Below are 24583 nucleotides of genomic sequence, written 5' to 3' on the forward strand. Positions count from 1 at the left end.
ACGTACCCACCTGGGCGCGTCGCCCACAAGGGTCTACCGGCTAGAAGGAGGCGAGGCATGGCGGCCTCAACCAATGCGGCGACTCCGCCCCAACGGCGCAGCAGCACACTGGCGCGGCAGGAGGCGCTGACCGGCTATTTGTTTATTGCGCCCTATTTGATCATCGCTGGTATTTTCACGTATGGCCTGCTGGCCTACGTGTTCTACATCAGCTTCACCGATCTGACGGCTTCGTTCGCGCAAAAGCCACCGGCCTTTGTCGGGCTGCGTAACTACATCCGTGCCCTGAACGAGCCAGACTTTCGGGTGTCGCTGACGAATGCCTTCTGGTACTTTGTGATCGTCACCACGTTCCAGACGATCGGCGCGATCCTGCTGGCGGTGCTGCTCAACACGCGGCTTCAGGGCATTCGCTTCTTCCGCACGCTGCTCTACTCGCCCAGCGTGGCCTCGTCGGTGGTGATCTCGCTGATCTTCTTCTGGCTCTACCAGCGGCGCGGCTTTATCAACTACGCGCTCGGCACCGATATTGCCTGGCTGCGCAACGCCGACCGCATCTTTGATCCGATCCTTCAGGTCTTTGGCGTCACCAGCCCGCCGAACTTTTTTCGCGGGCCGAGCATCACCTGGACCGCGCTGATGGTCATGAACATCTTTACAACCATTCCGACGTTCATGATCATGTTCCTGGCGGCGCTGCAAGACATTCCCGGCCACCTGTACGAGGCCGCATCGATCGACGGGGCGACCGGGCCGCGCGCCTTCTGGTATATCACGCTGCCGATGCTCCGTCCGGTGATTACGCTGGTGGTGATTCTGGGTACGATCGGCACCTTCCAGGTCTTCGACCAGGCGTACGTACTGACTGAGGGCGGGCCGCTCAAGACGACGCTCACGCCGACGCTGCTAATCTATCAAAAGACGCTCGGCAAGGGCACGCAGCCCGAAGCGTCCTTCGGCGCGGCGATGGCGTTCATCCTGGCGGCGATCATCGTGCTGATTACCATCATCCAGCGCCGCTATATCGAGCGCGCGAATCTCGGCGAGTAGCTGCGACGAAAAGGGGGATTTGTATGGCTGTCTCGGCAAAACAGCAACCAGTTGCAGCGACCAGCGCGCGCGAGGAGCGTCCGGCGTCGGCCTATATCGGCATCACGATCCGCTACCTCTTGCTGGCGCTGCTATCGCTCTTTGCTTTTACGCCCTTCATCCTGTCGTTCCTCGGCACCTTCAAGACCGCCGCCGAGGTGAATGCGTTTCCACCGACGATCGTGCCTGAGCAGTGGCGCGTCGACAACTGGGTGCGTGTCTGGAGCTTTTCGATCCCGGCGGTCCAGGGACGTCTGCTGCCGCGCTGGCTCTTCAACAGCACCTGGCTGGCGCTGGTCAACGTGATCGCCCAGCTCTTCTTCTGCTCGCTGGCGGCCTATGCCTTCGCGCGGATTCGCTTTCCGGGCCGCGATCTGATCTTTACGGCGATCATCGCCAGCATGGCGATCCCGGCAGCCGTCACGCTGATTCCGGGCTACGTCTTCTACTCGCGCCTGGGCTGGATCAACACGTACTGGCCGCTGATCGTCCCGAAGCTGATCGTGCCGGTGGGCATTCTGATGCTGGCACAATTCTTCAGGTCGATCCCCAAGGAGCTTGAGGAGGCGGCCTATATCGACGGCCTGGGGCGCTTCGGCACCTACTGGAATATCGCGCTGCCGCTGTCGAAGCCCGCGCTACTGACGTTCGCGATTCTGCAATTCCAGGGCTCGTGGAATGATTTTGTCGCGCCGCTGCTCTTCCTGCAAAGCCCGAAGCTGATGACGCTGACCGTTGGCATGAGCTTCTTCCGCTACCAGTATACCAACGACCTGACCGCAATTCTGGTCGGCGCGATGTTCAACGCGATCCCGATGCTGATTCTCTTCTTTATCTTCAGCAAATACTACATCGAGGGCACCAGCTACAGCGGCCTGGCGGGACAATAGATCACCAGAGCGTACCCGGTCATCCGCTCTCATACAGCTTTTATCCTGCGGCAGCAAGCTACGAACCAGGTGAAGGTGCATCGCCTCGCGCTTTCAGCGCAAAGCGATGCACCAAAAGAAACGCAGTACCGCCCTGCCCGAAGGCTCGTCCCATACGCGGGGTCAGCCTTGCTATACCAGCCTGGGCAACATACGATCACAGGGACAGGCACACATTCCCATAGCTGTATCCCACGCGAGAGCGGAGCATCGATCGCCGCAGCAGGCAAGGCCCAAAGGTCCTGTATGGCTGCAAGCAGATTGCGAGATTGTGGTAGTATTGAAGAAAGCATTGACGGAATCGCCCCAGAAGGAGCGCAAGATCTCGCTCGTGCGCCGTAAGGCCAGGGCTTTCTCACACAGCGCTTTGATTCTGAACTGGCAGCTATGATCATCTGGACGGTATTGGCGAGCGCAGGTAGGATCAACCTTGGAAGCAGCGAAAGGGAGCGTGATGACATCTGACCGACCCGATCGTTCACCCGCTCGGCGTCGCGCGCCGTCGGTTGCGATTGCCTTTCGCACGCTGATGCGCACCCTACGTCATGGGTACGAAAACCTCGGCACGCTGCTGCTCGTGAGCCTGCTGTGGTACGCCGCCGCGATCCTGATCCTGCCGATCGGGGTAGGCACGGCAGCGCTGCACCGGGTGGTACAGCCGATGACCGAGGAGCGCAGCGCCGACTGGCGTAGCTTTTTCAGCCACCTGCGCGCCGATCTTCGCTGGAGCTCGCTGCTGACGATCATCCTCGCGCTCGGCTTCTTCATCATCCGGCTCAACATCGGCTTCTATGGCGCATCCGACTCAGCGGTTTTTCAGGTGATCGCTGTGTTCTTTGGGACGCTCCTGATCATCTGGTTGGGCATAGCGCTCTTTGCCTTTCCGCTCGCGCTGCGGCAGCAGGAGCAGCATCTACGGACGACATTGCGCAATGCCTTGATCATGGTGTTTGCCAATGCGCCCGGCGTGCTCATCTCGCTCGTCCTGCTGCTCCTGCTGGTCGTCGTGCTGGTCTTCATCCCGCCGCTCTTCGCGATCGTGCCCGGCGTGATTGCCCTCTGGAGCGCGGAAAACACACGCCTGCTGCTGGTCGCATCGGGCTACGTGCCGCGCGACGAGATCGCCGACCGTGAAAAAGGCAGCGCTCCGCCAGATCTAACAACTCGTCCGCATCCTCGGCGCTCGACGAAGAGGCCGATCAAATAGGGGTATCGCCGCCCCTGAACAACTCGCGCAACTCGCCAGTTCGCAGCGTGCTCCAACCTATCCCCCCATCACAGCTATGTTGGTATGTATGTTGCTGCTACAGGGTGATCGTACCGTAGACATCTAGGCACGTTCCCCTGTTACGCTGGCTGATATAGTGGTCAGTGCCGTCTTGTTGTCCCGCGACGGCGTGGGAATCAACGGCGGCAAAGGAGCATATATGGTCCATCGACGAAGTTTCGCCTGGCTACTCTTGATCGCGCTCCTCGTGCCGATCTTGGTCGCGTGCGGTGGTGGCGAGGGAGCAGCACCGGCGGGAACAACCGGGGCGGCATCGCCATCGGCGTCACCGGCAGCATCACCAGCCGCATCGGCGTCACCGGCAGCATCACCATCACCAGCAGAATCACCGGCAGCCACCACCGAGGCATCTCCTGCGGCAACGACGGGCGCGGCGGCATCGCCATCGGCAACCGACACAGCCGCCACCGGCACGGCGGGCGGCGCCACGGGCGGCGGCGATGAGTCGCTGATCGGCGCGGAGCCTTCGGCTGAGACAGCTCCGGCCTTCGCGGGCGCTGAGCAGGCCAAGCAGTACAGCGGCGCGACCATCACCTACTACGGCGATACGGTCGGCATCGGCGCGAACCTGGACAAGGCGCTCGCGGATCGCTTCACCCAGGAGACTGGCATCAAGGTCAACATCGTGCCCAAGCCGCAGAACGCGACGGAGAACTACGCTACCTACCAGCGCTTGTTCCAGGCACAGTCGGGCGACATCGACGTGCTGATGGTCGACGTGATCTGGCCGGGCGCGTTCGCTCCGCATCTGGCCGATCTGACCCAGGCGCTGGGCGAGGAGGCCAAGCAGCACTATCCGGGCATCATCCAGAACAACACCATCGAGGGCAAGCTCGTGGCGATGCCCTGGTTCGGCGACTTCGGCATGCTCTTCTATCGCACCGACCTGCTTCAGAAGTACGGCTACAGCGCGCCGCCCAAGACCTGGGACGAGCTTGAGGAGATGGCAAAGAAGATTCAGGACGGCGAGCGCGCCAGCACGCCTGACTTCCAGGGCTTCGTCTTCCAGGGCAACGCCTACGAGGGCCTGACCTGCGACGCGCTTGAGTGGCTGGCGTCGAGCAACGGCGGCACGATCATCGACGAGGACGGCAAGGTGACAGTCAACAATCCGCAGGCCGTCGAGATCCTCAACAAGGCGCGTGGCTGGATCGGCACGATCTCGCCGCGTGGCGTGACGGGCTACCAGGAAGAAGAAGCGCGCAACACCTTCCAGGGCGGCAACGCCGCCTTCATGCGCAACTGGCCGTACGCCTACTCCGCGGGCAACAGCGCGGACTCGCCGATCAAGGGCAAGTTCGACGTCGCGCCGCTGCCGGCAGCGGAAGACCAGAAGCCGGTCGGCACCGTCGGCGGCTGGCAGCTCGCCGTCTCGAACTACTCCAAGAACAAGGACGCCGCGATCGAGTTCGTGCGCTACATGACCAGCCCTGAGGTCCAGACCTACCGCGCGCTGATCGGCAGCTACGTGCCCACGATTGCGAGCGTCGCCGAGGATGCGGCGGTGATCAAGGCTATGCCGTTCCTGGAGAACCTGGCGGACGTGCAGCGCGTGACGCGCCCATCGGCCACCACCGGCGAGCGCTACAACGAAGTCTCGACCGCGTTCTTCCAGGGCATGAACCAGATCCTCAACGGGCAGGATGCCGCGCAGGTGCTACCGGGCGTCCAGCAGCGCATCGAGCGGATCGTCGGCTCACGCTAACATGTCGGCAGTGGTTCGCCGAGGAGGGAGCTACACCCTTACAACGCGAACAACGTGACTCGGTTGTAACCGGCACGCGGGCGGGGAGCGGGGAGCAGCCTGGCTCCCCCTCTTCGCCCAGAAGGAGAGTTTCTCATGGGACAAGGACAACCGGTTGTCAGTACCCGGCAGGCAACCACTGCGCCTAAACGCGGCAAAGATACCGATCTCACACGTGCGCGTACCCGCCTGGCCTGGCTGTTGCTCACACCAACGCTCGCCATCGTCGCCTTCATTGCGCTCTGGCCGCTGCTGCAAACGATCTATCTGAGCTTCACCAACGCGCGTCTCGCCAGCACGTCGCCTACCAAATTTATCGGCCTGGAGAACTACGCCTACCTGATTCAGGATCAGCAGTTTCGCCAATCGATCTGGGTTACGGTTCAGTTCACGGCGCTCACCGTCGTCTTCGAGTTTCTGCTCGGCCTGGGCGTGGCGCTGGTGATCAACTCCAACTTCAAAGGGCGCGGCCTGATGCGCACGGCGATGCTGATCCCGTGGGCGATCCCGACGGTAGTCTCGGCCCAGATGTGGAAGTGGATGTACAACGACATCTACGGCGTGATCAACGATCTCTTCAGGCGCTTTGGGCTGATCAGCCAGAACGTCGCGTTCGTCGCCGATCCGGGCACCTCGATCCCGGCGATTGCGGCGGTGGACATCTGGAAGACCACGCCTTTTGTCGCGCTGCTGCTGCTGGCGGGCTTGCAGGTGATCCCCGGCGATGTCTATGAGGCCGCGTATGTGGACGGCGCAAACCGGATTCAGCAGTTCTTCCGCATCACGCTGCCGCTGCTGCGCCCCGCGATTCTGGTCACGCTGATCTTCCGCACGCTGGACGCGCTGCGCGTCTTCGATGTCTTCTACGTGATGTTCGGCGCGCGCCAGGATACGCAGACGATGGCGATCTATAACCAGCAAAATCTGGTCAACTTCTCCGATCTGGGATACGGCGCGGCGATCAGTATGGCGATCTTTATCATCATCGGCATCTTTGTAGCGCTGTATGTCACGTTCCTGAAAGTAGAGGAGGCGTAATATGCCGGAATCTCGTTCAAATATTGTCTCGCGTGGCCTCTTTTACTTTCTGGTCGCCGTCATTCTAGTCTATACCATGTTTCCGTTCTACTGGGCGCTGAAATCGTCGTTTACGCCGACCAACGAGCTTTTCAAGACGCCAGTCGAGTACTGGCCCAACAGCCCCACATTGGCGCATTACGGGACTGTCTTTCGCAACAATGTCTTCCTGGTGGCGCTGCTCAACTCGACGATCGTTGCCGGGTCGGTGACGATTCTGTCGCTGATCATCGGCGCGTTCGGCGCGTACGCCCTGGGCCGCTTCCGCTTCCGAGGCCGCAGCCCCGTGCTGTATCTCGTGCTGTCGATGACGATGTTTCCGCAGATCGCGGTGCTCGGCTCGCTCTATAACATGGTCAACCGCTTTGGGCTGTTCAACCGGCTTGGCGCGCTGATCCTGACCTATCTGATCTTTACGCTGCCGTTTACGGTCTGGGTGCTGACCAATTTCTTCAAGGCGATGCCAAGCGAGCTGGAGGAGGCGGCCTACGTAGACGGCGCGACGCCGTTCCAGACCTTCTACAAGGTGCTGCTGCCGCTCGCCGCGCCCGGCCTGGTGACGACGGGCCTGCTGGCGTTTATCGCCGCCTGGAACGAGTTTCTCTACGCGCTCTCGTTCACACAGACGCCCGATCGCTACACCGTCACGCTGGCGATCTTCAACTTCGCGCCGCAGACCAGCGGCGGCTTTGAGATCCCCTGGGGTCCGATCATGGCCGCGACTGTCGTGGTGACGGTGCCGCTGGTGGTGCTGACGCTAATCTTCCAGCGCCGAATCATGGCCGGCCTTACTGCAGGCGCGGTCAAGGGCTAGCCGTGTGAGGCTATAATACCGAGGAGTACAGGAGGGGAGCATGAGCGAAGATCGATTGTTCAAAAACGCAGACGAGCAGGAGAAGATATACGCGCCGCAGCAAGTGCCAGGCGAGCCGCAGGAGCAGGTAGCGGCGGACGAGCATAGCATGACGCCACGCGATCGCACCGAGGATCACACGCCGGTCGCGGTGGGCCTTGGCACCGGTGGCAGCGCTGCTGCGACTCCCGCCTCGGATGAGTTCGAGCCGGGTATGAACCGCGAAGAGCGCGATCTGCGGCGCGGAGATACCGATGTGGTCGGGCCTGATCCCAGCGATCAGGCGGGCGTGGAGCGTCGCCGCGTGCGGTAGCACGTTACACCATATCCGATTGTCTCCTACAAGGTGCGCTGGAAGAAAAGAATCTGGTGCGCCTTGTTTATTTTTGTGGGCTACTGGGCAAATCGCTTTTGAACAAAGGAACAAAGGAGCAAGCGAACAAAGGCTTAACGCCCGTGCTCCTCGCACCCATATTGACGCGCGCCGCCTTCCAATCGTATAGTTTATACATCCTGTCGCTTAAGCTCAGGGGAAGGACCAGCAGTGACGATGGAGGCATGGCGCACCGCAGCTACCCGCTGGGGAGATACCGTTTTTGAGCTGGCGCTGCTGCTGACGAACCAGCGCGCAGCAGCCGAGGCCGCCACCGTGGCAGCATTTTGCCGCGTATTTTCCGGCGCGACCGGCGCCGAGGCCGAGCAGGCGCTCTACCACGCGCTGATCACCGAGCGGCAGCGCTGGCGACAGCCGCTCCGCAACCGGGTGCTGCCGCGCGCGCTCGCCCGGATCGAGCCGCTTGATCGCGCGCTGCTTGGCCTGTGGCTGCTGCGCCATGTGGACGGCGAGCGGCTTGCAGCGATCGTCGGGCAGACTCCGCAGGCGATGATCGCGCGGCTGACGACGCTGCTGACTCGCACGACCAATATTCCGCTCGCGGACACGCAGCCCGACGGAGCGCATCTGACGCTAGGGACCTGGCTGGAGGCCGAGCTTGGGCTGCATACGCAGCCCATGGCGCATCTCCGCACATGCGCGCGCTGCCGGGCGGCTCAGACAAGCTGGCAGAACGCGATCGCGACACTGCGCGGGATGCTTCAGGAGACGCTCAAAAAAGAGCACCTGCCGCCCGCCTGTATCGACGCGATCGAGGATGCGCTGATCGCTCGGCAGGCAGCGGAGCCGCAGCGCTGGTGGCAGCAGCGCCGCGTCTGGATTCCGGCGTTTTTCCTCAGCATCGGCCTGGTGGTCGCGCTGCTCGTCGTGCCCTGGGGCAATCGTATCGCTCAGCAGGCAGCAGCGCCCGCCACCGCCCGCGCGCTGGTGCAGGAGACGATCGACGGCTGGATGAGCGCGCCGGTTTCGGATACGCTGCATCGGCAAGTGTGGGCGATCGATCCACGGCTCCAGAGCGCCGAGCCGCTGATCACCGATCTGTGGCTGAGCGGAGCAGCGCCGGAGCACTATCGCGTCGAGGTGCGGTATAACAACCGGCTGGTCGAGTGGCAGCTTGGCGACGGCAAGGGCCGCCTGAGCTACGCGGGCGAGCCGAGCTATTCCTCGTGTCCCTGGCGCACCGACGCCAGCGCCCAGTTTCGGATGCTCGATCAGGCCGCGCTGACCTTCCGGGTGACGCCGGAGCAGCAGCGCGCCGCGCGCGAGGCGCGGCTGTCGCAGGGCGCGTACGGCCTGGGCTACGGCGCGCTGCGGCAAGCGCTGGTCGCCGACGACCTGCGCTCGTTCGGTACGCGGCAGGAGCAGCAGCGCTCGCTGGTGGTGCTGGGCTACACCGACCGACAGGCGGAGCCCGCGCGGCAGATCTTGCTGCGGATCGATCCCGTCTCCAGGCAGCTCTACGGCGTTCAAGAGGTCGCCCTGGGCGGCGGTCAGACCAAGACGCGCGATCTGTGGCGGCTTCAGGCCCAGGAGCAGATCGAGACATCCATCCCGGCGCATTTACCACGCTGGCCTCAGTCGGTCACGCGCGAGCAGCTTTTCGATGCAGCATGCCCCGCCCTGAATCCGCAGCACGTGGTCAGCCTGAGCACGCTCGTCGGCGACTCCCAGCAGTGGTATCTGCCGCGTGAGATGCCGCCGGACACCAGTCGCGCCGCGATGCTGACGCTCAACCCGATCGTCGCTTATATCGACTACACGCCGCTGGGCGTGCCCCGTGGCAGCGTCGCTACGTTTCTAGGCAACGATCGCTGGCTTACGATCTCGGATCTGGACTGGCATCCTGGCGCGGCTACGGTTAAGCAGATCGCGCGCGGGCCGTGGCTGGTCGACGTCGCCGCGCAGCCCAGGCCGGGCATCTGGAGCGCGCGGCTGCGCCCGGCGCGGGAGCGGGACAATAAGTTCAGCCCGACGATCGCGCTATATGCTGGCGGCTGGTCCGAAGCAGAGCTACTGGACGTGATCGACACGCTGCAACTCTTCGATCCCCAGATCTGGATCGCGCTCGACGCCGGGTTTCTCGACGCGCGACCGCTGCCGCAGCCGGTTCACGACAGCATTCGACGCGCCTTTATCGCGCTGCAACCACAGCCTGACAGTGCCCTGTACAGCGCGACTAAAACCGTCGTTCGCGTCAACCCCGAGTCGACGCACCTGAGCGATCCCTACCAGATCGCCGCTGCGCAGCGCTCGCCGGAGTCGCTGATCAGAAAGCAGTGGCAGATCTACGCCGACGGCCAGCTAAGCGGCTTCCGCGATCTGCGCGCGCTTCCCGACGACACGCCCTACGCGCTGATCGCCAGCGACGGCAGCCAGTTCAAAGTGTATATGAGCGTTGATGGTCGGCTCTACACCGGCGACGCGGCAGTGCTCCCGCTCAAACCGCAGCAGCCCGGCGTCGAGATGGTGCGCTCGCTGTTACGCGCCAACGAGCCGATCACGATCCTCGATCAGGACGGCGCGTGGGTCTTGCAACAGTCGTCGCCGTACCGCTTCGTCACGCTTAGCTTCGAGTTCAACAGCCCCGGACTCCAGCAGACGCCCTGGACCGAGGGCCTGATCGACGGCGTGATCGTGCGGCGGCTCTGGCTGGACCGCGAGACGTTCATGCCCAAGGCGTTCGCGCTCTTCCACCGCTCGCCGCAAGGCCAGGAGACGCCCCTGGTGAGCACAACCATCATCGAGCGAGGGGCGGTCGCTGCGCCGGCGAAGGATGCGCTGCTGGAGCTGTCGCCGCTGCCCGCCGATACGCTGACGATGCAGGTGACGGCAGTACGTGAGACGGCGATCGATACCTCGATGTACCCGCCCGTCCGGCGCGTGCTGGCCTGGCCCGCGTCGCCGGAGGTGGCCGTCGGCGAGCCACCCCAGCAGCGCGGCTCGCGCACGCAACTGTCGAACAGCGGCCTCTGGCAGCAGCGCTGGGATAGCTTCGTGCCCTCCGACATCTGGCATCAGCGGATCTATCGCTTCCCGCCCGACGATCTTCCGATCACGATCACGCAGGGACCGCACGATCTGATGCGTCATATCCTGCGCTACCAGACATCGGTGCAGAGCTGGAGCAGCAGCCGCGCGATCCCCGTCACCATCGCCGGAGAATCCCAGACCGCCTGGCTGCTCTCCAACGACAACGCGGCGGCGCTCGTCATCGAGGTCGACGATCTGCTGGTGCATATCGCCGGGCCGATCGGCTACCTGCAAGGGCCGCTCATCGATCGGCTGCCCAACCTGGTGTGGACGCCGGTCCAGCCGTGACGGAGAACCAGGAACCAAACGAAAGAACAAAGAACAAAGAACAAAGGAACCAAACGTACAACTTCGTTGTTCGCTTGTGCTCTGATCGCTGGACTCTGCCCGAACGCACGGTACATAGGTTGCTGAGCTTGCAACATCGACAAAGTTGCGTACAATCCCGTCAACCGACGGAAGGGGTAGCTCGAACTAGACGCAGAGTGAGGCAGCTATTGAATAACGACGAACTGTGGTACAAGGATGCTATCTTCTATGAGCTGCACGTCAAGGCATTTCAAGATAGCAACGGAGACGGCATCGGCGACTTTCGCGGCCTGATCGAGCGGCTGGACTATCTGCAAGATCTGGGCGTCGATTGCATCTGGCTGCTGCCGTTCTATCCATCGCCGCTACGCGACGACGGCTACGACATCGCCGATTACTACGCGGTCCATCCCGACTACGGCACCATCCGAGACTTCAAGCAATTTCTGAAGGCCGCGCATCAACGCGGCCTTCGCGTGATCAGCGATCTGGTGATCAATCACACGTCCGATGAGCATCCCTGGTTCCAGGCGGCGCGCAAAGATCGCAACTCGCCCTACCACGACTACTACGTCTGGAGCGATACGCGCGAAAAATACCAGGATGCTCGCATCATCTTTATCGATACCGAGCGCTCGAACTGGACATGGGACCCTGAGGCCAGCCGCTACTTCTGGCATCGGTTCTTCTCGCACCAGCCGGACCTCAACTTCGATAATCCGCGCGTACGCCGGGCGATTATGAAGGTGATGAACTACTGGCTCGATATGGGGCTGGATGGCTTTCGAGCCGACGCGGTGCCCTATCTGTTCGAGCGCGAGGGCACCAACTGCGAGAACCTGCCGGAGACGCACGGCTATCTCAAGGAGCTGCGCCGCGAGTTCGACAAGCGCTACAACGGGCGGATTCTGCTGGCCGAGGCCAATCAGTGGCCCGCCGATCTGCTGCCCTACTTCGGCGACGCCGACGAGTTTCATATGGCGTTCAACTTCCCGGTGATGCCGCGAATCTACATGGCGCTGCGCCGCGAGGAGCGCCGCCCGATCATCGACATCATCCAGCAGACGCCGAACATTCCCGAAAGCTGCCAGTGGTGCCTGTTCCTGCGCAACCACGACGAGCTGACGCTGGAGATGGTGACGAATGAGGAGCGCGACTATATGTGGGCCGAGTACGCGCGCGATCCGCGTATGAAGCTCAACCTGGGCATTCGCCGCCGTCTCGCGCCGCTGCTCGACAACGGACGACGGCGGATCGAGCTGCTTAACTCGCTGCTCTTCTCGCTGCCCGGCTCGCCGATCATCTACTACGGCGACGAGCTTGGCATGGGCGATAACATCTACCTGGGCGATCGGAATGGTGTCCGCACGCCGATGCAGTGGAGCGGCGATCGTAACGCGGGCTTTTCCAAAGCGGATAGCGCCCGGCTGTACGCGCCGATCATCAACGATCCGGTGTACGGCTACCAGGCGGTCAACGTCGAGGCGCAGCTACGCACGCCCAGCTCGCTGCTCCACTGGACGAAGCGCCTGATTCGGCTGCGCAAGCGCTACAAGGTCTTCGGACGCGGCGATATTACGTTTCTGCATCCTGAGAACCAGAAGGTGCTGGCCTATACCCGCAGCTACCAGCAGGAGCACGTGCTGATCATCAACAACCTGTCGCGCTTCCCACAGCCCGCCGAGCTGGATCTCAGACGGTATCAGGGCTGGACGCCCGTGGAGATGTTTGGCGAGACGCGCTTCCCGCAGATCGGCGAGCTGCCCTACTTCTTGACGCTGGGGCCGCACTCGTTCTACTGGTTCCGGCTGGAGCCGCCGGGATACTAGCCTCAGGCCCTCGCACTGCCGCACGAAAACAGCCCCCGCAGATCGTTTGTCTGCGGGGGCTTGGTTATCGTGGAGCTATCATCTATGGTCGCCTCTTTGGCTACCACACATCGCAAACATACCGCTTGAACTGTGAAACTGAGAGCACAGTTGTATTCACTATCTTATACGCTTCAGTAAAATCTCTATCCCCTGTGATCAGGTATTCGGCATCGGCTGCAATGGCACATGCTAAAAACTTAGCATCTTTTTGGTCGCGAGGAAAATCTACTGTCTTTTGTACATCGACGCACATGACCAGATGTGTGAACATCACCATCCATCTCTGTAAAATAACCTCCGGCAATCGAAACTTTGGCCGATGTAAAACACCAATGTACTCATCCAAAATTTCCTGTGACGCGATCCATTCAAATGCCGGATGCTGTACGACAAACAAAATAACGTGCTCAGGATTCCGATCCTTTAAAGCGGCAGAAATAACGACATTGGTATCAATAATAACTTTCATTGACCGTCCCGGTAGGCAGCGATCTCTGCAGCAATGTCGTCGTCCGTCAATGCCTGAATCTGTGGCAGAGCTTGAGTCTCCGCCAGGAGCGCTTGTAGCTCTTGGACGGCTGCCGGATCTGTCTCACCAGTTGTAAGCACCAGAACCTCAACTCGTTGCCCAGGCTGGAATGGAACATCATTGAGAACAACTTGCTTGGCATCGGTGACAGTCAGATACGTTCGATAGGCTTTCATGCGAGCACCTCGTTCGGCTCTACCTTTTGAAAATTATAGCATAGGGCACGATGCTGTTTCAGTGCTTGAGCAGCAGCGCCGTTTGCCGCACGAAAACAGCCCCCGCAGACGAACGATCTGCGGGGGCTGCATCGATGGTGCATCGGATCTGCTTACGCGCCGCGCGCCGCGCGCGCCTGCCGCATAATCTCGCGCAGTTGATCGAGATGCCCGTCCTCGTGGAACAGCCCAAACAGAAAGCGTGCGACCGCGTTCATCGGGCCGAAGATCGGGACCGGCGTCACGATCAGGTCAAGGCGCGGCTCGTCCGGCCAGGCGTTCAAAAATGCGTGACGCATCCGGCGGCTTTCTTCCAGGCGCGCGCGCACCTGCTCAATCGACCGTATGGTCGTCCAGTGCGTCTCGGCGTGTGAGCGCCCCTCGAAGTGGACGCCACGCGCCAGCCACGCGGCCACCGCCGCCGCCTCCTCCGAGCCAGCGGTTGTATGCACCACCACATGGCCGAGCGTCCAGGCCATCGTCGCCTCTTCTTCGGATGCGCCGGAATCATGCGCATGGGGATCGTGTGGCACAAAGACGACATCGGCGTCGTTCGCGCCCGCGATAATCGACAGCATCGTATCGATCATCTCGTCGGTCAGGGCATGCAGCTCGCCGGGAGTAAGACCTTCCGCCAGATCGGCCAGCGCTTTCTCGCGCCGCGCTACGGGTGAAAAATCGAGCATAGAGCGTTCCTTGAGCTTTGGCACATAAACAACGACGGCCTGTAACAGTCCAGACCGCCGTCGCAGATACGCGATCGCGCAGCAACACGCTGTCGTTGCCGAGACAAACTAGCTGCGCTCCTCGATTGGTACGTACTTAACATCCACCGGGCCGGTGTAGAGAGATTCGGGGCGCACAAGGCGATTGTTGGCAAGCTGCTCGATCACATGCGCCGTCCAGCCCGCGACGCGGCTCATCGCGAAGATCGGCGTGAAGAACGCGATCGGAATACCCAGGACGTGGTACGTCGAGGCCGAGTAGAAATCGACGTTGATCGGCAGGTTCGGCTTCAGCTCGCCCATGCGCTGCTCGATCTGATCCGACAGCTCGTACCACTGCGGATTGTTGTTGGCATCGCCCACATCCTTCGAGATCCGGCGCAGGATCAAGGCGCGCGGATCGTCGGCGCGGTAGACGCGATGGCCGAAGCCTGAGATCTTCTTCTTGTTCGCCAGCGCGTCCTCCAGCCAGCTCGACGCCCGCTCCGGCGTCTTGATCTCTTGGAGCATGCGCATGACCTGCTCGTTCGCGCCGCCGTGAAGCGGGCCTTTGAGCGTGCCGACCGCCGAGGTGATAGCCGAGAACATATCGGAGAGCGTGGAGGCTGTCACCCGCGCGGCAAACGTCGAGGCGTTCAGGCCGTGATCGGCGTGCAGAATCAGCGCAACGTCGAGCACCCGCGCGGCGCGTTCGTTCGGAACTTCGCCGTTGAGCATGTACAGGAAGTTGGCGGCATGGTTCAGGTCCTCGCGCGGGTGGAGCACCTCTTTGCCCTGGCTGATCCTGCCCCAGGCGGCGATGATCGACGGAAAGCTGGCCGTCAGACAGATCGCGTGCTTGACCAGCGCCTCGTGTGAGGTGGCCTCGCTGTCGTCGACGAAGCCGGCGAGCGCCGACGTTGCCGTGCGCAGCACGCTCATCGGCGTTGTGCCCTTCGGCAAGCGCTGCATGATCTGGATCAGCTCATCGGGAATGCCATGCTGCGCCTTGAGCTGCTGTTCGAGATCGGCTAGCTCCTGACGATTCGGCAGCTTCCCATGCCAGAGGAGGTAGATCGTTTCCTCGAACGATGAGTGCTCGGCAAGCTCGTTAATTTCGATACCCTGATAAAAAAGCCGACCATTCTGACCATCAATATAGCTAATTGCTGTCTTGGCCGCAATAATGCCTTCCAGGCCCTTTTCAGCAGGCGAAGCGTCAACCGCCTTATTCGTCATCGAATTGCTCCTTACCTATGCTTGCCACATGCAATATCGTGGGGCAGTAGGGCTCTATGGCTTTGATATGCCGCAAACCAGATTGTCAATATGCTCATTATAGCATGACTTGTCCGAACCTCTGTAGCGCGTTAAATCAACAGCACAGCCTGTGCCAACAGCTTGCAGCGCATGGCCTAGGCCTGCTACACTGGCGCAACTCATGCTCAACAGCAGGGCGTACGTGCTGGGAAGCCTCATGCTGGATGTGAGCCTGCCGCAGGAAGATACGATCGAGGTACATCGTACCGCGCTGCGGAAGGCTCGTTCAGCCCGGCGCGTAGCTCCTGTCGATCAACAAGGAGGCACAATGGGACGGCTGGTACTGCGGCTCATAGTAACGGCGGCGGCGCTCTTTGTCGCGATTGCACTGGTCGATGGCGTCGATCTGGCAGGCGTGACACCCGGAGCATTGCCATCTGCACAAACATTCTTGAATCTGTTGCTGGTCGCGGTGATCTTTGGCCTGGTCAATGCGATCGTCCGGCCTATCTTGAAAGCGATGACCTGCGCGATCACGTTCTTTACGCTCGGCCTGTTCATCTTTGTGATCAACGCGCTGATGCTGCTGCTGACATCGTTCATCGCGCAGCAGTTCGATCTGGGCTTCACGGTCGACGGCCCGATCCCGGCGCTGCTTGGCTCGATCGTCGTCAGCATCGTCAGCATCGTCCTGTCGATCTTCGTGCCCGACAAGGACGACTAGCGCGGAATCAAAGAGCATGTTTGCGCAGGTCGGGACTCTCCGGGACCAAAGGGTGCCCTCCTGGCCTGTCGGCGTGCTCGCGTGCTCCTGGCACAGGATGTGGAGTCGCAGACGGCGACACGTAGCGGTTGTAGTATAATGGTGCAAGCTGAAGGAGGAATACACAGCAATGGCTGAGCGAATGACCGAGCTTGATCTGGTAGTCGGCTCGATGATTACCACAACGCCTCAAGAAGACCGCGAGGCGTACGAAGAAGAGCGCGATTGGTTACAGGATGTGCAGGATCTCCTGCGCGAGGAAGGCGTCGAGGTCGATCTCCTATCGCAGCCCGGCACCGAGGTCTGGGAAGGCGGCATCGAGAGCTTCTACGATCTTTACCAGCTTCGTCGGCTGGCGGCCCACCTGGAGCGCGGCAACGATGTCGGCGCGCTGCTCAACGACCAGAACGCGAACGGCGAGGACATCGACGATCTGCTGGCCGACATCTGGGACGAAGAGGCCGAGACGCGCTTCCCGCACCTGATCAAGCACCAGGGCGATGGCGGCTACTATCTGCCCGCCGACTTCCCGGAGCCGATCTGGGTCGACTACGGCGAGGAAGAGGACGAAGACGCGGAGTTTCTGGAAGAAGACACCGCTGTGTCGTTCGGCTCATCCTATGGCCTGATGCGCGAGCTGACCGAGATCGAGAATCTCTTCCAGCAGGCGAATATCCCTCAGGTCGGCGCGCGCCGCGCGCTGCAAGTCCTCAAAACTGCTGCTCAGCAGAGCATCGACAACGGCCTGCCGATCATTCTGTGGTAAGCCCGTGGCCCTCACTCAACCCAGGTGAGGGCCATCGCTTGCTTCCAGCTTCATGGGTCTGAGCCGCCATCGCAGGGCCCCACACGCTGCTTAGTAAGCGAGCCGCCGTAGAAATCGCCAGCCTCCGCTCGCTTCCGCGCCCCACCGACGAAATACGCATCCTAAAAAGCGGACCACTGGCTGTCTGCTCCTGTGACTCATCCGGGGTTTGACGCTACCCCAGGTGCCCCTTATACTTTCAGCAACACATGATACATATCTCAACAGCCGCGAGCGGATCTTCCGTGATGTGGTTTGTTTTTTGTGTGATGTTGGAGCAGCTATGAAGATTGGTATCATCGGCCTGCCGAACAGCGGAAAAACCACCGTGTTCAACGCCCTGACGGGCGGCAACGCCGAGACGGCGGCCTACTCGTCGGGCCAGCTTGAGCCGAATCTGGCGACCGTGAAGGTGCCCGACGAGCGGCTCAACGTGCTGGCGCAGATGTATAAGCCCAAGAAGATCACCTTTGCCGACGTGCAGTATATCGACGTGGCCGGTCTGAGCGGCGACCGCAAGGGCGGCGGGCTGCCCGCGGCATTTCTCAACTATATCGCGCAGGTCGACGCGCTGCTGCATGTGGTGCGCACCTTCGAGGATGCCAGCGTGCCGCATCCCGAAGATTCGGTCAATCCCAGCCGCGACATCGAAACCGTCGATCTGGAGCTGATGTTCTCCGATATGGCGATCATCGAGCGCCGGTTGCAGCGCATCGAGCCTGAGATCAAGAAGATGACGGGCAAAGAGAAAGAGCTGCGCGTGCAGGAGCGCGATGTGTTGCTGCGGCTCCAGAGCGGCCTTGAGCAGAATGTTCCGATCCGCGATCAGGAGATGTCGGCGGACGAGGAGAAGATGCTGCGCGGCTTTCAGTTCCTATCGGCCAAGCCGATCCTGATCGTGCTCAACATCGGCGAGGCGCAGCTCGGCCAGGATCTCGCGGGCGGCATCGCCTACGCGCACAAGAAGGCCGCGATCGTCCAGCTCGCGGGCAAGGTCGAGGCCGAGATCGCGCAGCTCGACGAGGCCGACGCGCAGGTCTTTCTTGCCGATCTCAACATCGACGAGCCCGCCCGCGACCGCGCGATCGAGGCGTCGTACAACCTGCTGGGCCTGATCTCGTTTCTCACGGCTGGCCCCGACGAGGTACGCGCCTGGCCGCTGCGGCAGAACACGCCCGCCGTCGAGGCCGCAGGCGAGATCCACTCCGATATTCAGCGCGGCTTTATTCGCGCCGAGATCGTCGCCTACGACGACCTGATCGCCGCCGGGTCGATGGCCGAGGCCAAGAAGCGCGGCACGGTGCGCATGGAAGGCAAGACCTATATCGTCAAAGACGGCGATATCTGCAATTTCTTGTTCAATGTGTAGAGTAAAGAACAAAGGAACAAAGGCGTAAATTCGTTATTCCCTTGTTCACCTGTTCACCTGCTCTCTTGTTCTTGGTTCTTCTTAGGAGGAGAGATGTTCGACGAGACGAATGCTCGTGCGATTCTATACGAGTGGGTAACATCCGAAAGCCTGCGCAACCACTGTGAGGCTGTCGCCGCCTCGATGCGCCACTTTGCGCGGAAGCATGGCGAGAATGAATCGCTGTGGAGCGCGGTGGGCCTGCTGCACGACCTCGATTATGAAAAGTTTCCTAACTACGAGCAAAGCCCAACCGAGGGCCATCCGTTTGTGGCCGTAGCGTGGCTGCGTGAGCAGGGCTGGCCCGAAGAAGTCACCCGCGCTATCCTCTCGCACGCCGACTACAGCGGGGTGCCACGCGAGACGATCATGGAAAAAACGCTCTACGCCGTGGATGAGCTGTCGGGTTTTGTGACGGCTGTCGCACTTGTGCGGCCCACCAGGAGCGTCCACGATGTGGAGGTCAAATCGGTCAAGAAAAAGCTCAAGGACAAAGATTTTGCCGCCAAGGTCAACCGCCAGGACATCGCGCGCGGCGCTGAGGAGCTGGGCTTGCCGATCGATGAGCTGATCGCCGAGGTGATCGCAGCGCTGCGGGCATCGGCCTCACGCCTGGGCCTTGAGGGCCAGAGCGCGGCGCAGCCCAACGAGCGCTAGACTATCACCTGCGTTTCCACATGCCGATCAAAGGCGGGGCGCGTATCGACGTTGCCCCGCCGCATGATCCCCACACTAGCACCGCGCGATGCCGCGCATCGGACACTGATACGCCGCAGCTATTGCAGGCAAAACTCGTTGCCCTCAGGGTCGGTCATCACCACCCAGTAATCGCCGCGCTCCTCTGCTTCACGCAGCTTCGTAGCACCCAGCGCGATCACCCGCTCCACCTCGCGATTCACCCGTGTGCGCCGCTCCTCCATGGGCGTGCCAGCCGGACCGCCGACGTTGACATCCAGATGCACTCGATTCTTGACGGTCTTCGGCTCAGGCACGCGCTGAAAGAAGATCCGCGCGCCCTGCCCATCGGGATCGACGATCGCGCTGGCAGAGTTCCAGTGCTCCTCAGGCACATGCTGCGCGCGCAGCCAGCCCTGCCAGCTCTCGAAACCCTCAGGCGGATCTTGCAGCTTGTACCCGAGCGTCGCTGCCCAAAATCGTGCCAGCCGATCGGGATCGGCGCAATCGAAGACGACCTGAATCGACGTAGCCATCATACACCTCCTGAAAGAACAGATACCCGTATCGTGAGCTTGTTTGCCTCAGATATTACTGCTTGCGGCAGTAGCAGTAGATAAACTTCTGATCGGTTCCAAACGGCGTTCGATGCGTTTCGTTGGCGCTCGATATCAGAGTAAAATCGTCACCAAACTCGTCATGAAGCGTCCGCGCATCATAGCGGACGACATCCAGGCCGCTGCACTTCCTCGGCCCCTCCGGCGCGAAGGTGGCAACGATCACATGACCGCCAGGCTCCACCGCATGGCGCATCGCTTCGACATATCTTCGACGATCGTCAGGATCGGTCAGGAAATGAAAGACAGCACGGTCATGCCAGACCGTATAAGCATGGTGCGGCAACTGCACCTGAGCAATATCGGCCTCTAGCCAGGTAACGGCGGCTGCGCGTGGACCGAGCCGCTTCCGTGCGGCCTCAAGCGCAGCCGCCGAGATGTCAAGCACGGTGATGTTCTGAAATCCGTGCGCGAGCAGGTCATCCACAAGCGTCGCAGCTCCGCCGCCGACATCAATGATCGGAGCCGTCGGATCGATTCCCGTGCTCTGGATGAGATGGAGCGAGAGCCGGGGATGTTCCTGATACCAGCTCACCTGTGTAGGATCTTTTGTGCTATACATCGTTTCCCACCCGGCTTTGGTATCCATCGCGCTTCCTCCAATCGCAATAGGAATAGTCTAGCATGCGATTGGAGGCCAGGCGGTCAAATCGGGCAGGTATCGCGAGGATCAAAAAACGCTCAGCCATATGTGCTGAACGCTTTTGAGTTCTGGCGGGCCCGAGGGGATTCGAACCCCCGATCTCTGCCGTGACAGGGCAGCATGTTAGGCCGCTACACCACGAGCCCCCGAATTGATGGCAAGATTATAACAATGCTCAGGCGAGTTGTCAAATTGTTTGCGCGGGGTCGAGAGCAAGAGAACAAGGAAACAAGGGAGCAAGGAAACAACGAAGTTAGACGTTTGTTCTTTGTTCGTTGTGCTCCGTCACTCCTCCCACCTCACGGTGATGCCGAGCAGACTAGCCACCAGCGCCGCCTGTGTCGGATCGATGATCGCGCCCTGCATCTCCTTGACGCCAACCTTCAGGCCGTCGACCGTCGAGCCGCGCAGATCCGCGCCGACCAGCTTCGCGCCCTGGAGATCGGCCTGGCTCAGATCACAGTCCTTGAAGACCACGCCCGACAGATCGGCCCCATGAAATGACGTCGCGTGGAGATTACACCTCTCGAAGCGCACGGCTTTGAACACCGACGACCAGCAGAGCATAAACTCGGCGTTACAGTCGACGATCACCGCGTCGGCGATCTCCGACTCCATCAGCTTCAGGCCCGTCAGGCGGCAGCCAAGCCACTCGATCCGGCTGAGATGCGCCTTCTCCCACTCTGCCCCTGCGAGATCGCAGACCTCGCAGCGCGCATCGAGCATCTGGAGCGTCGTCAGGTGCGTGCGGGCGAGGCTCACGCGCTTCAAGTGGACCTGCTCGAAGAGCGCATCGGCGGCGGATTGGTCGCTGAGATCGCCGCCTGTCAGGGTGCGCTGCGCGAATGTGGCCTGATCGGCCAGGCGCTCGACGGAAAGCGTCTCCGATGGCAGCCTGGCTGGAAGCTGCGGCGATTGAATGCCGGGATAGACCCGGCGGCGCTTGCTCTGCATAGTGGCTTGTCCCGCTCTGATACACGTTGAAAACGACAGCTCGATCACTATACCAGGTGCATCAAACGCATGCCTCGTGGTCTAAAATATGATGCAGCCTGGCATAGATGTGGGCACGAAGGAAACAGGAGGATAAAGCAAGTCCTATGAGCTACCGTGGAGCAATTTTCGATGTCGATGGCGTGCTGGTGGACTCGCCCCACGAGCGAGCCTGGCGCGATACACTACAACACCTGATGATGGACGAGTGGCGCGATATTCTGTCTCAGACCAGCTACACGCCGGAGGGCTACACCACGGCGGTGTACCAGGAGTTCGTGGCCGGAAAGCCGCGCATGAGCGGCGCGCGCGCCGCGCTCGACTACTTCGGCATTCCCGATGCCGAGCGGCGGGCCGTCGAGTATGCCGAGCGCAAGCAGCGGCATGTCGTCGAGCTGATCGAGGCGGGCGAGTTCCTGGCCTTTCCCGACGCACTGCGCTTCATTCTGGCGGTCAAAGCCGCCGGGATCAAGGTCGCGGCGGCGTCGTCGTCGAAAAACGCCGAGCTGTTTTTGAAGCAGATCCGCCTCGACACCTTCGCCGACGCACACGGCCTGCGGTACGATTTCTTAAGGCCCGGCCTGACGCTGCTTGACTTCTTCGACGCCAACGTTGCCGGACGCGATTTTCCGCAGGGCAAGCCGCACCCGATGATCTTTCTGACCGCCGCCGCAGAGCTGGGCATTGAGCCTCAGGCGTGTTTTGTCGTGGAGGATGCCAGCTCCGGCGTGCAGGCGGCGAAGGCAGGCAGCATGACCGCGCTCGGCGTGGCGCGGCTGAACGACGAGGCATTGCTGGCGGAGGCGGGCGCGGATCTCGTGGTGACGACGCTCGACGATGTGGCGCTCGACGCGCTGCTCGCCGGGCGGCTGGAGCGAAGGAGAGTACGCTGATGGCAACGCATACGGAGCGCGATCTCTGGGCGCTCACAGACGATCCGCGCTGGCGGATGACGATCGAGGGCTGGAATCCGCAGCAGGAGCCGGGGATCGAGGCGGTGCTGGCGCTGGTGAACGGCTACCAGGGCACGCGCGCCGCCGTCGAGGAGGGCAGCACGGCGTCCACACCGGCCACCTTTATCAACGGCGTCTTCGACGCATCGACCAAGCAGGCGGCCCAGGCTGCGGCCACGCCCGACTACGCCGTGATCGCCGCGCCGACGCCGGAGCTCGTCGTCGCGCCGAACTGGTCGAGGCTGCGGATCATGGCAGGCGACAAACCGCTTGCGATCGAGAGCGGCGAGCTGTTGGAGCAGCGCCGCACCCTGGACTTTCGCCGGGGCGTGCTGCTGCGCGAGTGGCGTATCGGGCAGGATGGACGGACCACACGGCTGCGCTCGCTGCGCTTTGCCTCGCTGCACGAGCGGCACGTGCTCTGTCAGGTGTTGGAGATCACGCCCGAAGACTGGTCGGGCACGATCACGCTGGAGGCGATCGTGGATGGCGCGGTGACGAACGAGGGCAGCGTGCAGCATCTCGTCAGCTACCAGAGCAGCGCCTTCGACGGCGGCATGCTGCTCAGCACCGCGACCTCCGAGAAGCAGACCCGGCTGTGCTTTGCTACCGCCGCCGAGCTACACGGCGCTGCCTCAAGCGCAGACCAGGATACCGGTCAGGCATTGATCAAGCGCTGGCAGGTCGAAGCGCGCCAGGGCCAGCCGCTCACAATGCACAAGATCGTGACGGTCTTTACCTCGCGCGACGATCCCAACCCGGCGGATCGAGCGGTCGAGCGGCTCAACGAGGCCGTGGCACTGGGCATTCCGGCGCTGCTTGAGCGCAGCGCAAGCGCCTGGGCCGAGCGCTGGTCGACGGCGGATGTCGAGATCGGCGGCGACGAGCAGATGCAGCGGCAGACGCGCTTCGCGCTGTATCACCTGATCGGCAGCGCCAACCCCGACGACGAGTATGCCTCGCCGGGCGCTCGCTCGCTGACCGGCGAGCGCTACAAAGGGCATGTTTTCTGGGACACTGAGATTTTCGTGTTTCCGTTCTTCGTCTATACCCACCCGCCGACGGCGCGCGCGCTGCTGATGTACCGCTACCATACGCTGCCCGCCGCCCGCGACAAAGCCCGCGCCCACGGCTATCGCGGCGCGCTCTACGCCTGGGAATCGACCGATAGCGGCGTGGATGTGACGCCGCCATTCGTCTATAACGCGGCGGGCGAGCGGCTCGAAATTCTGACCGGGCTGCAAGAGCATCATATCTCGGCGGATATAGCCTACGCGGTCTGGCAGTACTGGCACGCCACGCAGGATGAGCAGTTTTTGCTGAGCGCGGGCGCTGAGATGCTGCTGGAGATGGCGCGCTTCTGGGCGTCGCGGGCCGAGCGCGGCGAGGACGATCGCTATCATATTCGCAAGGTCATCGGGCCGGACGAGTTTCACGAGCACGCCGACGACAGCGCCTACACCAACCGGATGGCGCAGTGGGTGCTCCGGCGTGGCCTGGAGGTGGTCGATTGGCTCAAAGCGCAGCACGCCGCGCGCTGGCAGGATCTCGCCGCCAGCATCGGCTTCGACGACGGCGAGCTAGCGACCTGGCACGAGGTGGCCGATGGCCTGGTCGACAACTTCGATCCTCAGACCGGGCTGTTCGAGCAGCATCGCGGCTACTACGATCTGGAGCAGGTCGATCTCCAGAGCTTCGAGCCGCGCAACAAGACGATGGATGTGCTGCTGGGCTGGAACCGGCTCACGCGGACGCAGATCATCAAGCAGGCCGATGTGGTCATGCTGCTCTTCCTGCTCGGCGATCGGTATCCGCGCGAGATTCACGAGGCCAACTTCCGCTTCTACGAGCCGCGCACCTCGCACGATAGCTCGCTCAGCCCCAGCTTCCACGCGCTGGCCGCGGCCCGACTCGGCGAGCTAGAGCTTGCCAGACGCTACTTTGCCCAGGCCGCCAGCATCGATCTTGATTTTACAAAGGGCGTGACGGCGGCGGGCGGCGTGCATAGCGCGGCGCTGGGCGGCATGTGGCAGGCGCTAGTCTTTGGCTTTGGCGGCATGTTCGTCGAGGCAGATCGCCTGCGTTTCGAGCCGCATGTGCCGCAGGAGTGGAGCACGCTGCGCTTCCCGATCCAGTGGCGTGGCTCGACGCTTCACGTCAGCGCCAGCGGCGCCACCGCCGAGGTCATGCCGCCGTCGCTAGGGTTCTAACAGGTCAGCAATGAGGGGCACCGCGTGTGCCCCTCGTACCGCATCCAGGTCGTGAGTTCGGAGCATCAGCGAGTGATTCTATCCAAATATACGCCCCAGACACCGATTGCAAACCAGCATCCACAGGTATATACTCGGATTAACAACCGCTTCCTACTTCGTATCCTTACAATCTCCCAATAACACCGATTCGCACGACGTTCATCGCACCCAATTGCTCATCC

Annotated in this window: 22 protein-coding genes and 1 tRNA gene; 15 read left to right on the forward strand and 8 right to left on the reverse strand. The window is 61.8% G+C overall.

All coding sequences use genetic code 11. The features are described from left to right. The first annotated feature begins 57 nt into the window (after positions 1–57). The 9 genes from VFZ66_01445 to treS all read left to right on the forward strand — a co-directional run bounded on the left by VFZ66_01445 (position 58) and on the right by treS (position 12542). On the forward strand, positions 58–1050 hold the full coding sequence (locus VFZ66_01445) for a sugar ABC transporter permease (protein HEX6287820.1): 993 nt from the start codon (positions 58–60) through the stop codon (positions 1048–1050). 23 nt (positions 1051–1073) lie between these two features. After that, positions 1074–1979 carry a carbohydrate ABC transporter permease gene (locus VFZ66_01450; protein HEX6287821.1) on the forward strand — a complete coding sequence of 302 codons (906 nt, stop codon included), beginning with the start codon at positions 1074–1076 and terminating at the stop codon, positions 1977–1979. Between the two features lie 493 nt (positions 1980–2472). After that, complete coding sequence (locus tag VFZ66_01455; protein HEX6287822.1) at positions 2473–3225, forward strand: DUF624 domain-containing protein; 753 nt, start codon at positions 2473–2475, stop codon at positions 3223–3225. 220 nt (positions 3226–3445) lie between these two features. Continuing rightward, positions 3446–5011, forward strand: a complete 1566-nt coding sequence (locus tag VFZ66_01460; GenBank protein HEX6287823.1) for an ABC transporter substrate-binding protein — start codon at positions 3446–3448, stop codon at positions 5009–5011. Positions 5012–5146: 135 nt separating this feature from the next. After that, on the forward strand, positions 5147–6088 hold the full coding sequence (locus VFZ66_01465; protein HEX6287824.1) for a sugar ABC transporter permease: 942 nt from the start codon (positions 5147–5149) through the stop codon (positions 6086–6088). Position 6089: 1 nt separating this feature from the next. After that, a complete protein-coding gene (locus tag VFZ66_01470) occupies positions 6090–6941 on the forward strand; it encodes a carbohydrate ABC transporter permease (GenBank protein HEX6287825.1) in 852 nt (283 codons plus the stop codon). A 40-nt stretch (positions 6942–6981) separates the two neighbouring features. After that, positions 6982–7293: a hypothetical protein gene (locus VFZ66_01475; GenBank protein ID HEX6287826.1), complete on the forward strand. Its 312-nt coding sequence runs from the start codon at positions 6982–6984 to the stop codon at positions 7291–7293. 237 nt (positions 7294–7530) lie between these two features. Further along, positions 7531–10692, forward strand: coding sequence for a hypothetical protein (locus VFZ66_01480; protein HEX6287827.1), 3162 nt, complete (start codon positions 7531–7533; stop codon positions 10690–10692). 209 nt (positions 10693–10901) lie between these two features. After that, positions 10902–12542 carry a maltose alpha-D-glucosyltransferase gene (gene treS, locus VFZ66_01485; GenBank protein ID HEX6287828.1) on the forward strand — a complete coding sequence of 547 codons (1641 nt, stop codon included), beginning with the start codon at positions 10902–10904 and terminating at the stop codon, positions 12540–12542. A 100-nt stretch (positions 12543–12642) separates the two neighbouring features. Here the strand turns inward: treS and VFZ66_01490 are convergent, their stop codons facing one another. The 4 genes from VFZ66_01490 to VFZ66_01505 form a co-directional block, all read right to left on the reverse strand. Next, a complete protein-coding gene (locus VFZ66_01490; GenBank protein HEX6287829.1) occupies positions 12643–13053 on the reverse strand; it encodes a putative toxin-antitoxin system toxin component, PIN family in 411 nt (136 codons plus the stop codon). Next, a complete protein-coding gene (locus tag VFZ66_01495) occupies positions 13050–13289 on the reverse strand; it encodes a hypothetical protein (GenBank protein HEX6287830.1) in 240 nt (79 codons plus the stop codon). The genes VFZ66_01490 and VFZ66_01495 overlap by 4 nt, the downstream gene beginning before the upstream one ends. Before the next feature lie 152 nt (positions 13290–13441). Beyond that, the gene (locus VFZ66_01500; GenBank protein ID HEX6287831.1) at positions 13442–14014 is read right to left on the reverse strand and encodes a DinB family protein; all 573 of its coding nucleotides are present in this window, start codon (positions 14012–14014) and stop codon (positions 13442–13444) included. Between the two features lie 108 nt (positions 14015–14122). After that, positions 14123–15271, reverse strand: coding sequence for a citrate/2-methylcitrate synthase (locus VFZ66_01505; GenBank protein HEX6287832.1), 1149 nt, complete (start codon positions 15269–15271; stop codon positions 14123–14125). Positions 15272–15620: 349 nt separating this feature from the next. Here VFZ66_01505 and VFZ66_01510 point away from each other — a divergent pair, with 349 nt between their 5' ends. The 4 genes from VFZ66_01510 to VFZ66_01525 all read left to right on the forward strand — a co-directional run bounded on the left by VFZ66_01510 (position 15621) and on the right by VFZ66_01525 (position 18925). After that, positions 15621–16016 (forward strand): phage holin family protein, encoded by a 396-nt coding sequence (locus VFZ66_01510; GenBank protein HEX6287833.1) that lies wholly within the window; start codon positions 15621–15623, stop codon positions 16014–16016. 169 nt (positions 16017–16185) lie between these two features. Then, on the forward strand, positions 16186–16821 hold the full coding sequence (locus tag VFZ66_01515; protein ID HEX6287834.1) for a hypothetical protein: 636 nt from the start codon (positions 16186–16188) through the stop codon (positions 16819–16821). A 322-nt stretch (positions 16822–17143) separates the two neighbouring features. Beyond that, positions 17144–18229, forward strand: coding sequence for a redox-regulated ATPase YchF (gene ychF, locus VFZ66_01520; protein HEX6287835.1), 1086 nt, complete (start codon positions 17144–17146; stop codon positions 18227–18229). A gap of 93 nt (positions 18230–18322) precedes the next feature. Further along, positions 18323–18925 carry an HDIG domain-containing protein gene (locus tag VFZ66_01525; protein ID HEX6287836.1) on the forward strand — a complete coding sequence of 201 codons (603 nt, stop codon included), beginning with the start codon at positions 18323–18325 and terminating at the stop codon, positions 18923–18925. A 119-nt stretch (positions 18926–19044) separates the two neighbouring features. On the opposite strand, the gene VFZ66_01530 is transcribed toward VFZ66_01525, so the two are convergent. From VFZ66_01530 to VFZ66_01545, 4 genes are all read right to left on the reverse strand, one after another. After that, entirely contained in the window at positions 19045–19482 is a 438-nt protein-coding gene (locus VFZ66_01530; GenBank protein HEX6287837.1) for a VOC family protein, read from the reverse strand. Between the two features lie 52 nt (positions 19483–19534). Further along, on the reverse strand, positions 19535–20149 hold the full coding sequence (locus VFZ66_01535) for a class I SAM-dependent methyltransferase (GenBank protein ID HEX6287838.1): 615 nt from the start codon (positions 20147–20149) through the stop codon (positions 19535–19537). A 123-nt stretch (positions 20150–20272) separates the two neighbouring features. After that, positions 20273–20349 (reverse strand) — tRNA-Asp (locus tag VFZ66_01540). Between the two features lie 139 nt (positions 20350–20488). Then, positions 20489–21157 (reverse strand): pentapeptide repeat-containing protein, encoded by a 669-nt coding sequence (locus VFZ66_01545; GenBank protein ID HEX6287839.1) that lies wholly within the window; start codon positions 21155–21157, stop codon positions 20489–20491. A 146-nt stretch (positions 21158–21303) separates the two neighbouring features. Here VFZ66_01545 and VFZ66_01550 point away from each other — a divergent pair, with 146 nt between their 5' ends. Together VFZ66_01550 and VFZ66_01555 are read left to right on the forward strand one after the other, a co-directional pair. Continuing rightward, on the forward strand, positions 21304–22089 hold the full coding sequence (locus VFZ66_01550; GenBank protein HEX6287840.1) for an HAD-IA family hydrolase: 786 nt from the start codon (positions 21304–21306) through the stop codon (positions 22087–22089). After that, entirely contained in the window at positions 22089–24359 is a 2271-nt protein-coding gene (locus VFZ66_01555; protein HEX6287841.1) for a glycosyl hydrolase family 65 protein, read from the forward strand. The genes VFZ66_01550 and VFZ66_01555 overlap by 1 nt, the downstream gene beginning before the upstream one ends. The last annotated feature ends 224 nt before the right edge of the window (positions 24360–24583 follow it).

The organism is Herpetosiphonaceae bacterium, assembly GCA_036374795.1.
Lineage (GTDB): Bacteria > Chloroflexota > Chloroflexia > Chloroflexales > Kallotenuaceae > LB3-1.

Coding starts and splice junctions, on each gene's coding strand:
- VFZ66_01450 (HEX6287821.1), top strand. CDS start 1,074: ATGGCTGTCTCGGCAAAACAGCAACCAGTTGCAGCGACCAGCGCGCGC.
- VFZ66_01455 (HEX6287822.1), top strand. CDS start 2,473: ATGACATCTGACCGACCCGATCGTTCACCCGCTCGGCGTCGCGCGCCG.
- VFZ66_01495 (HEX6287830.1), bottom strand. CDS start 13,289: ATGAAAGCCTATCGAACGTATCTGACTGTCACCGATGCCAAGCAAGTT.
- VFZ66_01470 (HEX6287825.1), top strand. CDS start 6,090: ATGCCGGAATCTCGTTCAAATATTGTCTCGCGTGGCCTCTTTTACTTT.
- VFZ66_01525 (HEX6287836.1), top strand. CDS start 18,323: ATGTTCGACGAGACGAATGCTCGTGCGATTCTATACGAGTGGGTAACA.
- VFZ66_01535 (HEX6287838.1), bottom strand. CDS start 20,149: ATGGATACCAAAGCCGGGTGGGAAACGATGTATAGCACAAAAGATCCT.
- VFZ66_01545 (HEX6287839.1), bottom strand. CDS start 21,157: ATGCAGAGCAAGCGCCGCCGGGTCTATCCCGGCATTCAATCGCCGCAG.
- VFZ66_01555 (HEX6287841.1), top strand. CDS start 22,089: ATGGCAACGCATACGGAGCGCGATCTCTGGGCGCTCACAGACGATCCG.
- VFZ66_01515 (HEX6287834.1), top strand. CDS start 16,186: ATGGCTGAGCGAATGACCGAGCTTGATCTGGTAGTCGGCTCGATGATT.
- ychF (HEX6287835.1), top strand. CDS start 17,144: ATGAAGATTGGTATCATCGGCCTGCCGAACAGCGGAAAAACCACCGTG.
- VFZ66_01530 (HEX6287837.1), bottom strand. CDS start 19,482: ATGATGGCTACGTCGATTCAGGTCGTCTTCGATTGCGCCGATCCCGAT.
- VFZ66_01505 (HEX6287832.1), bottom strand. CDS start 15,271: ATGACGAATAAGGCGGTTGACGCTTCGCCTGCTGAAAAGGGCCTGGAA.
- VFZ66_01490 (HEX6287829.1), bottom strand. CDS start 13,053: ATGAAAGTTATTATTGATACCAATGTCGTTATTTCTGCCGCTTTAAAG.
- VFZ66_01480 (HEX6287827.1), top strand. CDS start 7,531: ATGGAGGCATGGCGCACCGCAGCTACCCGCTGGGGAGATACCGTTTTT.
- VFZ66_01550 (HEX6287840.1), top strand. CDS start 21,304: ATGAGCTACCGTGGAGCAATTTTCGATGTCGATGGCGTGCTGGTGGAC.
- VFZ66_01500 (HEX6287831.1), bottom strand. CDS start 14,014: ATGCTCGATTTTTCACCCGTAGCGCGGCGCGAGAAAGCGCTGGCCGAT.
- VFZ66_01445 (HEX6287820.1), top strand. CDS start 58: ATGGCGGCCTCAACCAATGCGGCGACTCCGCCCCAACGGCGCAGCAGC.
- VFZ66_01510 (HEX6287833.1), top strand. CDS start 15,621: ATGGGACGGCTGGTACTGCGGCTCATAGTAACGGCGGCGGCGCTCTTT.
- VFZ66_01460 (HEX6287823.1), top strand. CDS start 3,446: ATGGTCCATCGACGAAGTTTCGCCTGGCTACTCTTGATCGCGCTCCTC.
- VFZ66_01475 (HEX6287826.1), top strand. CDS start 6,982: ATGAGCGAAGATCGATTGTTCAAAAACGCAGACGAGCAGGAGAAGATA.
- VFZ66_01465 (HEX6287824.1), top strand. CDS start 5,147: ATGGGACAAGGACAACCGGTTGTCAGTACCCGGCAGGCAACCACTGCG.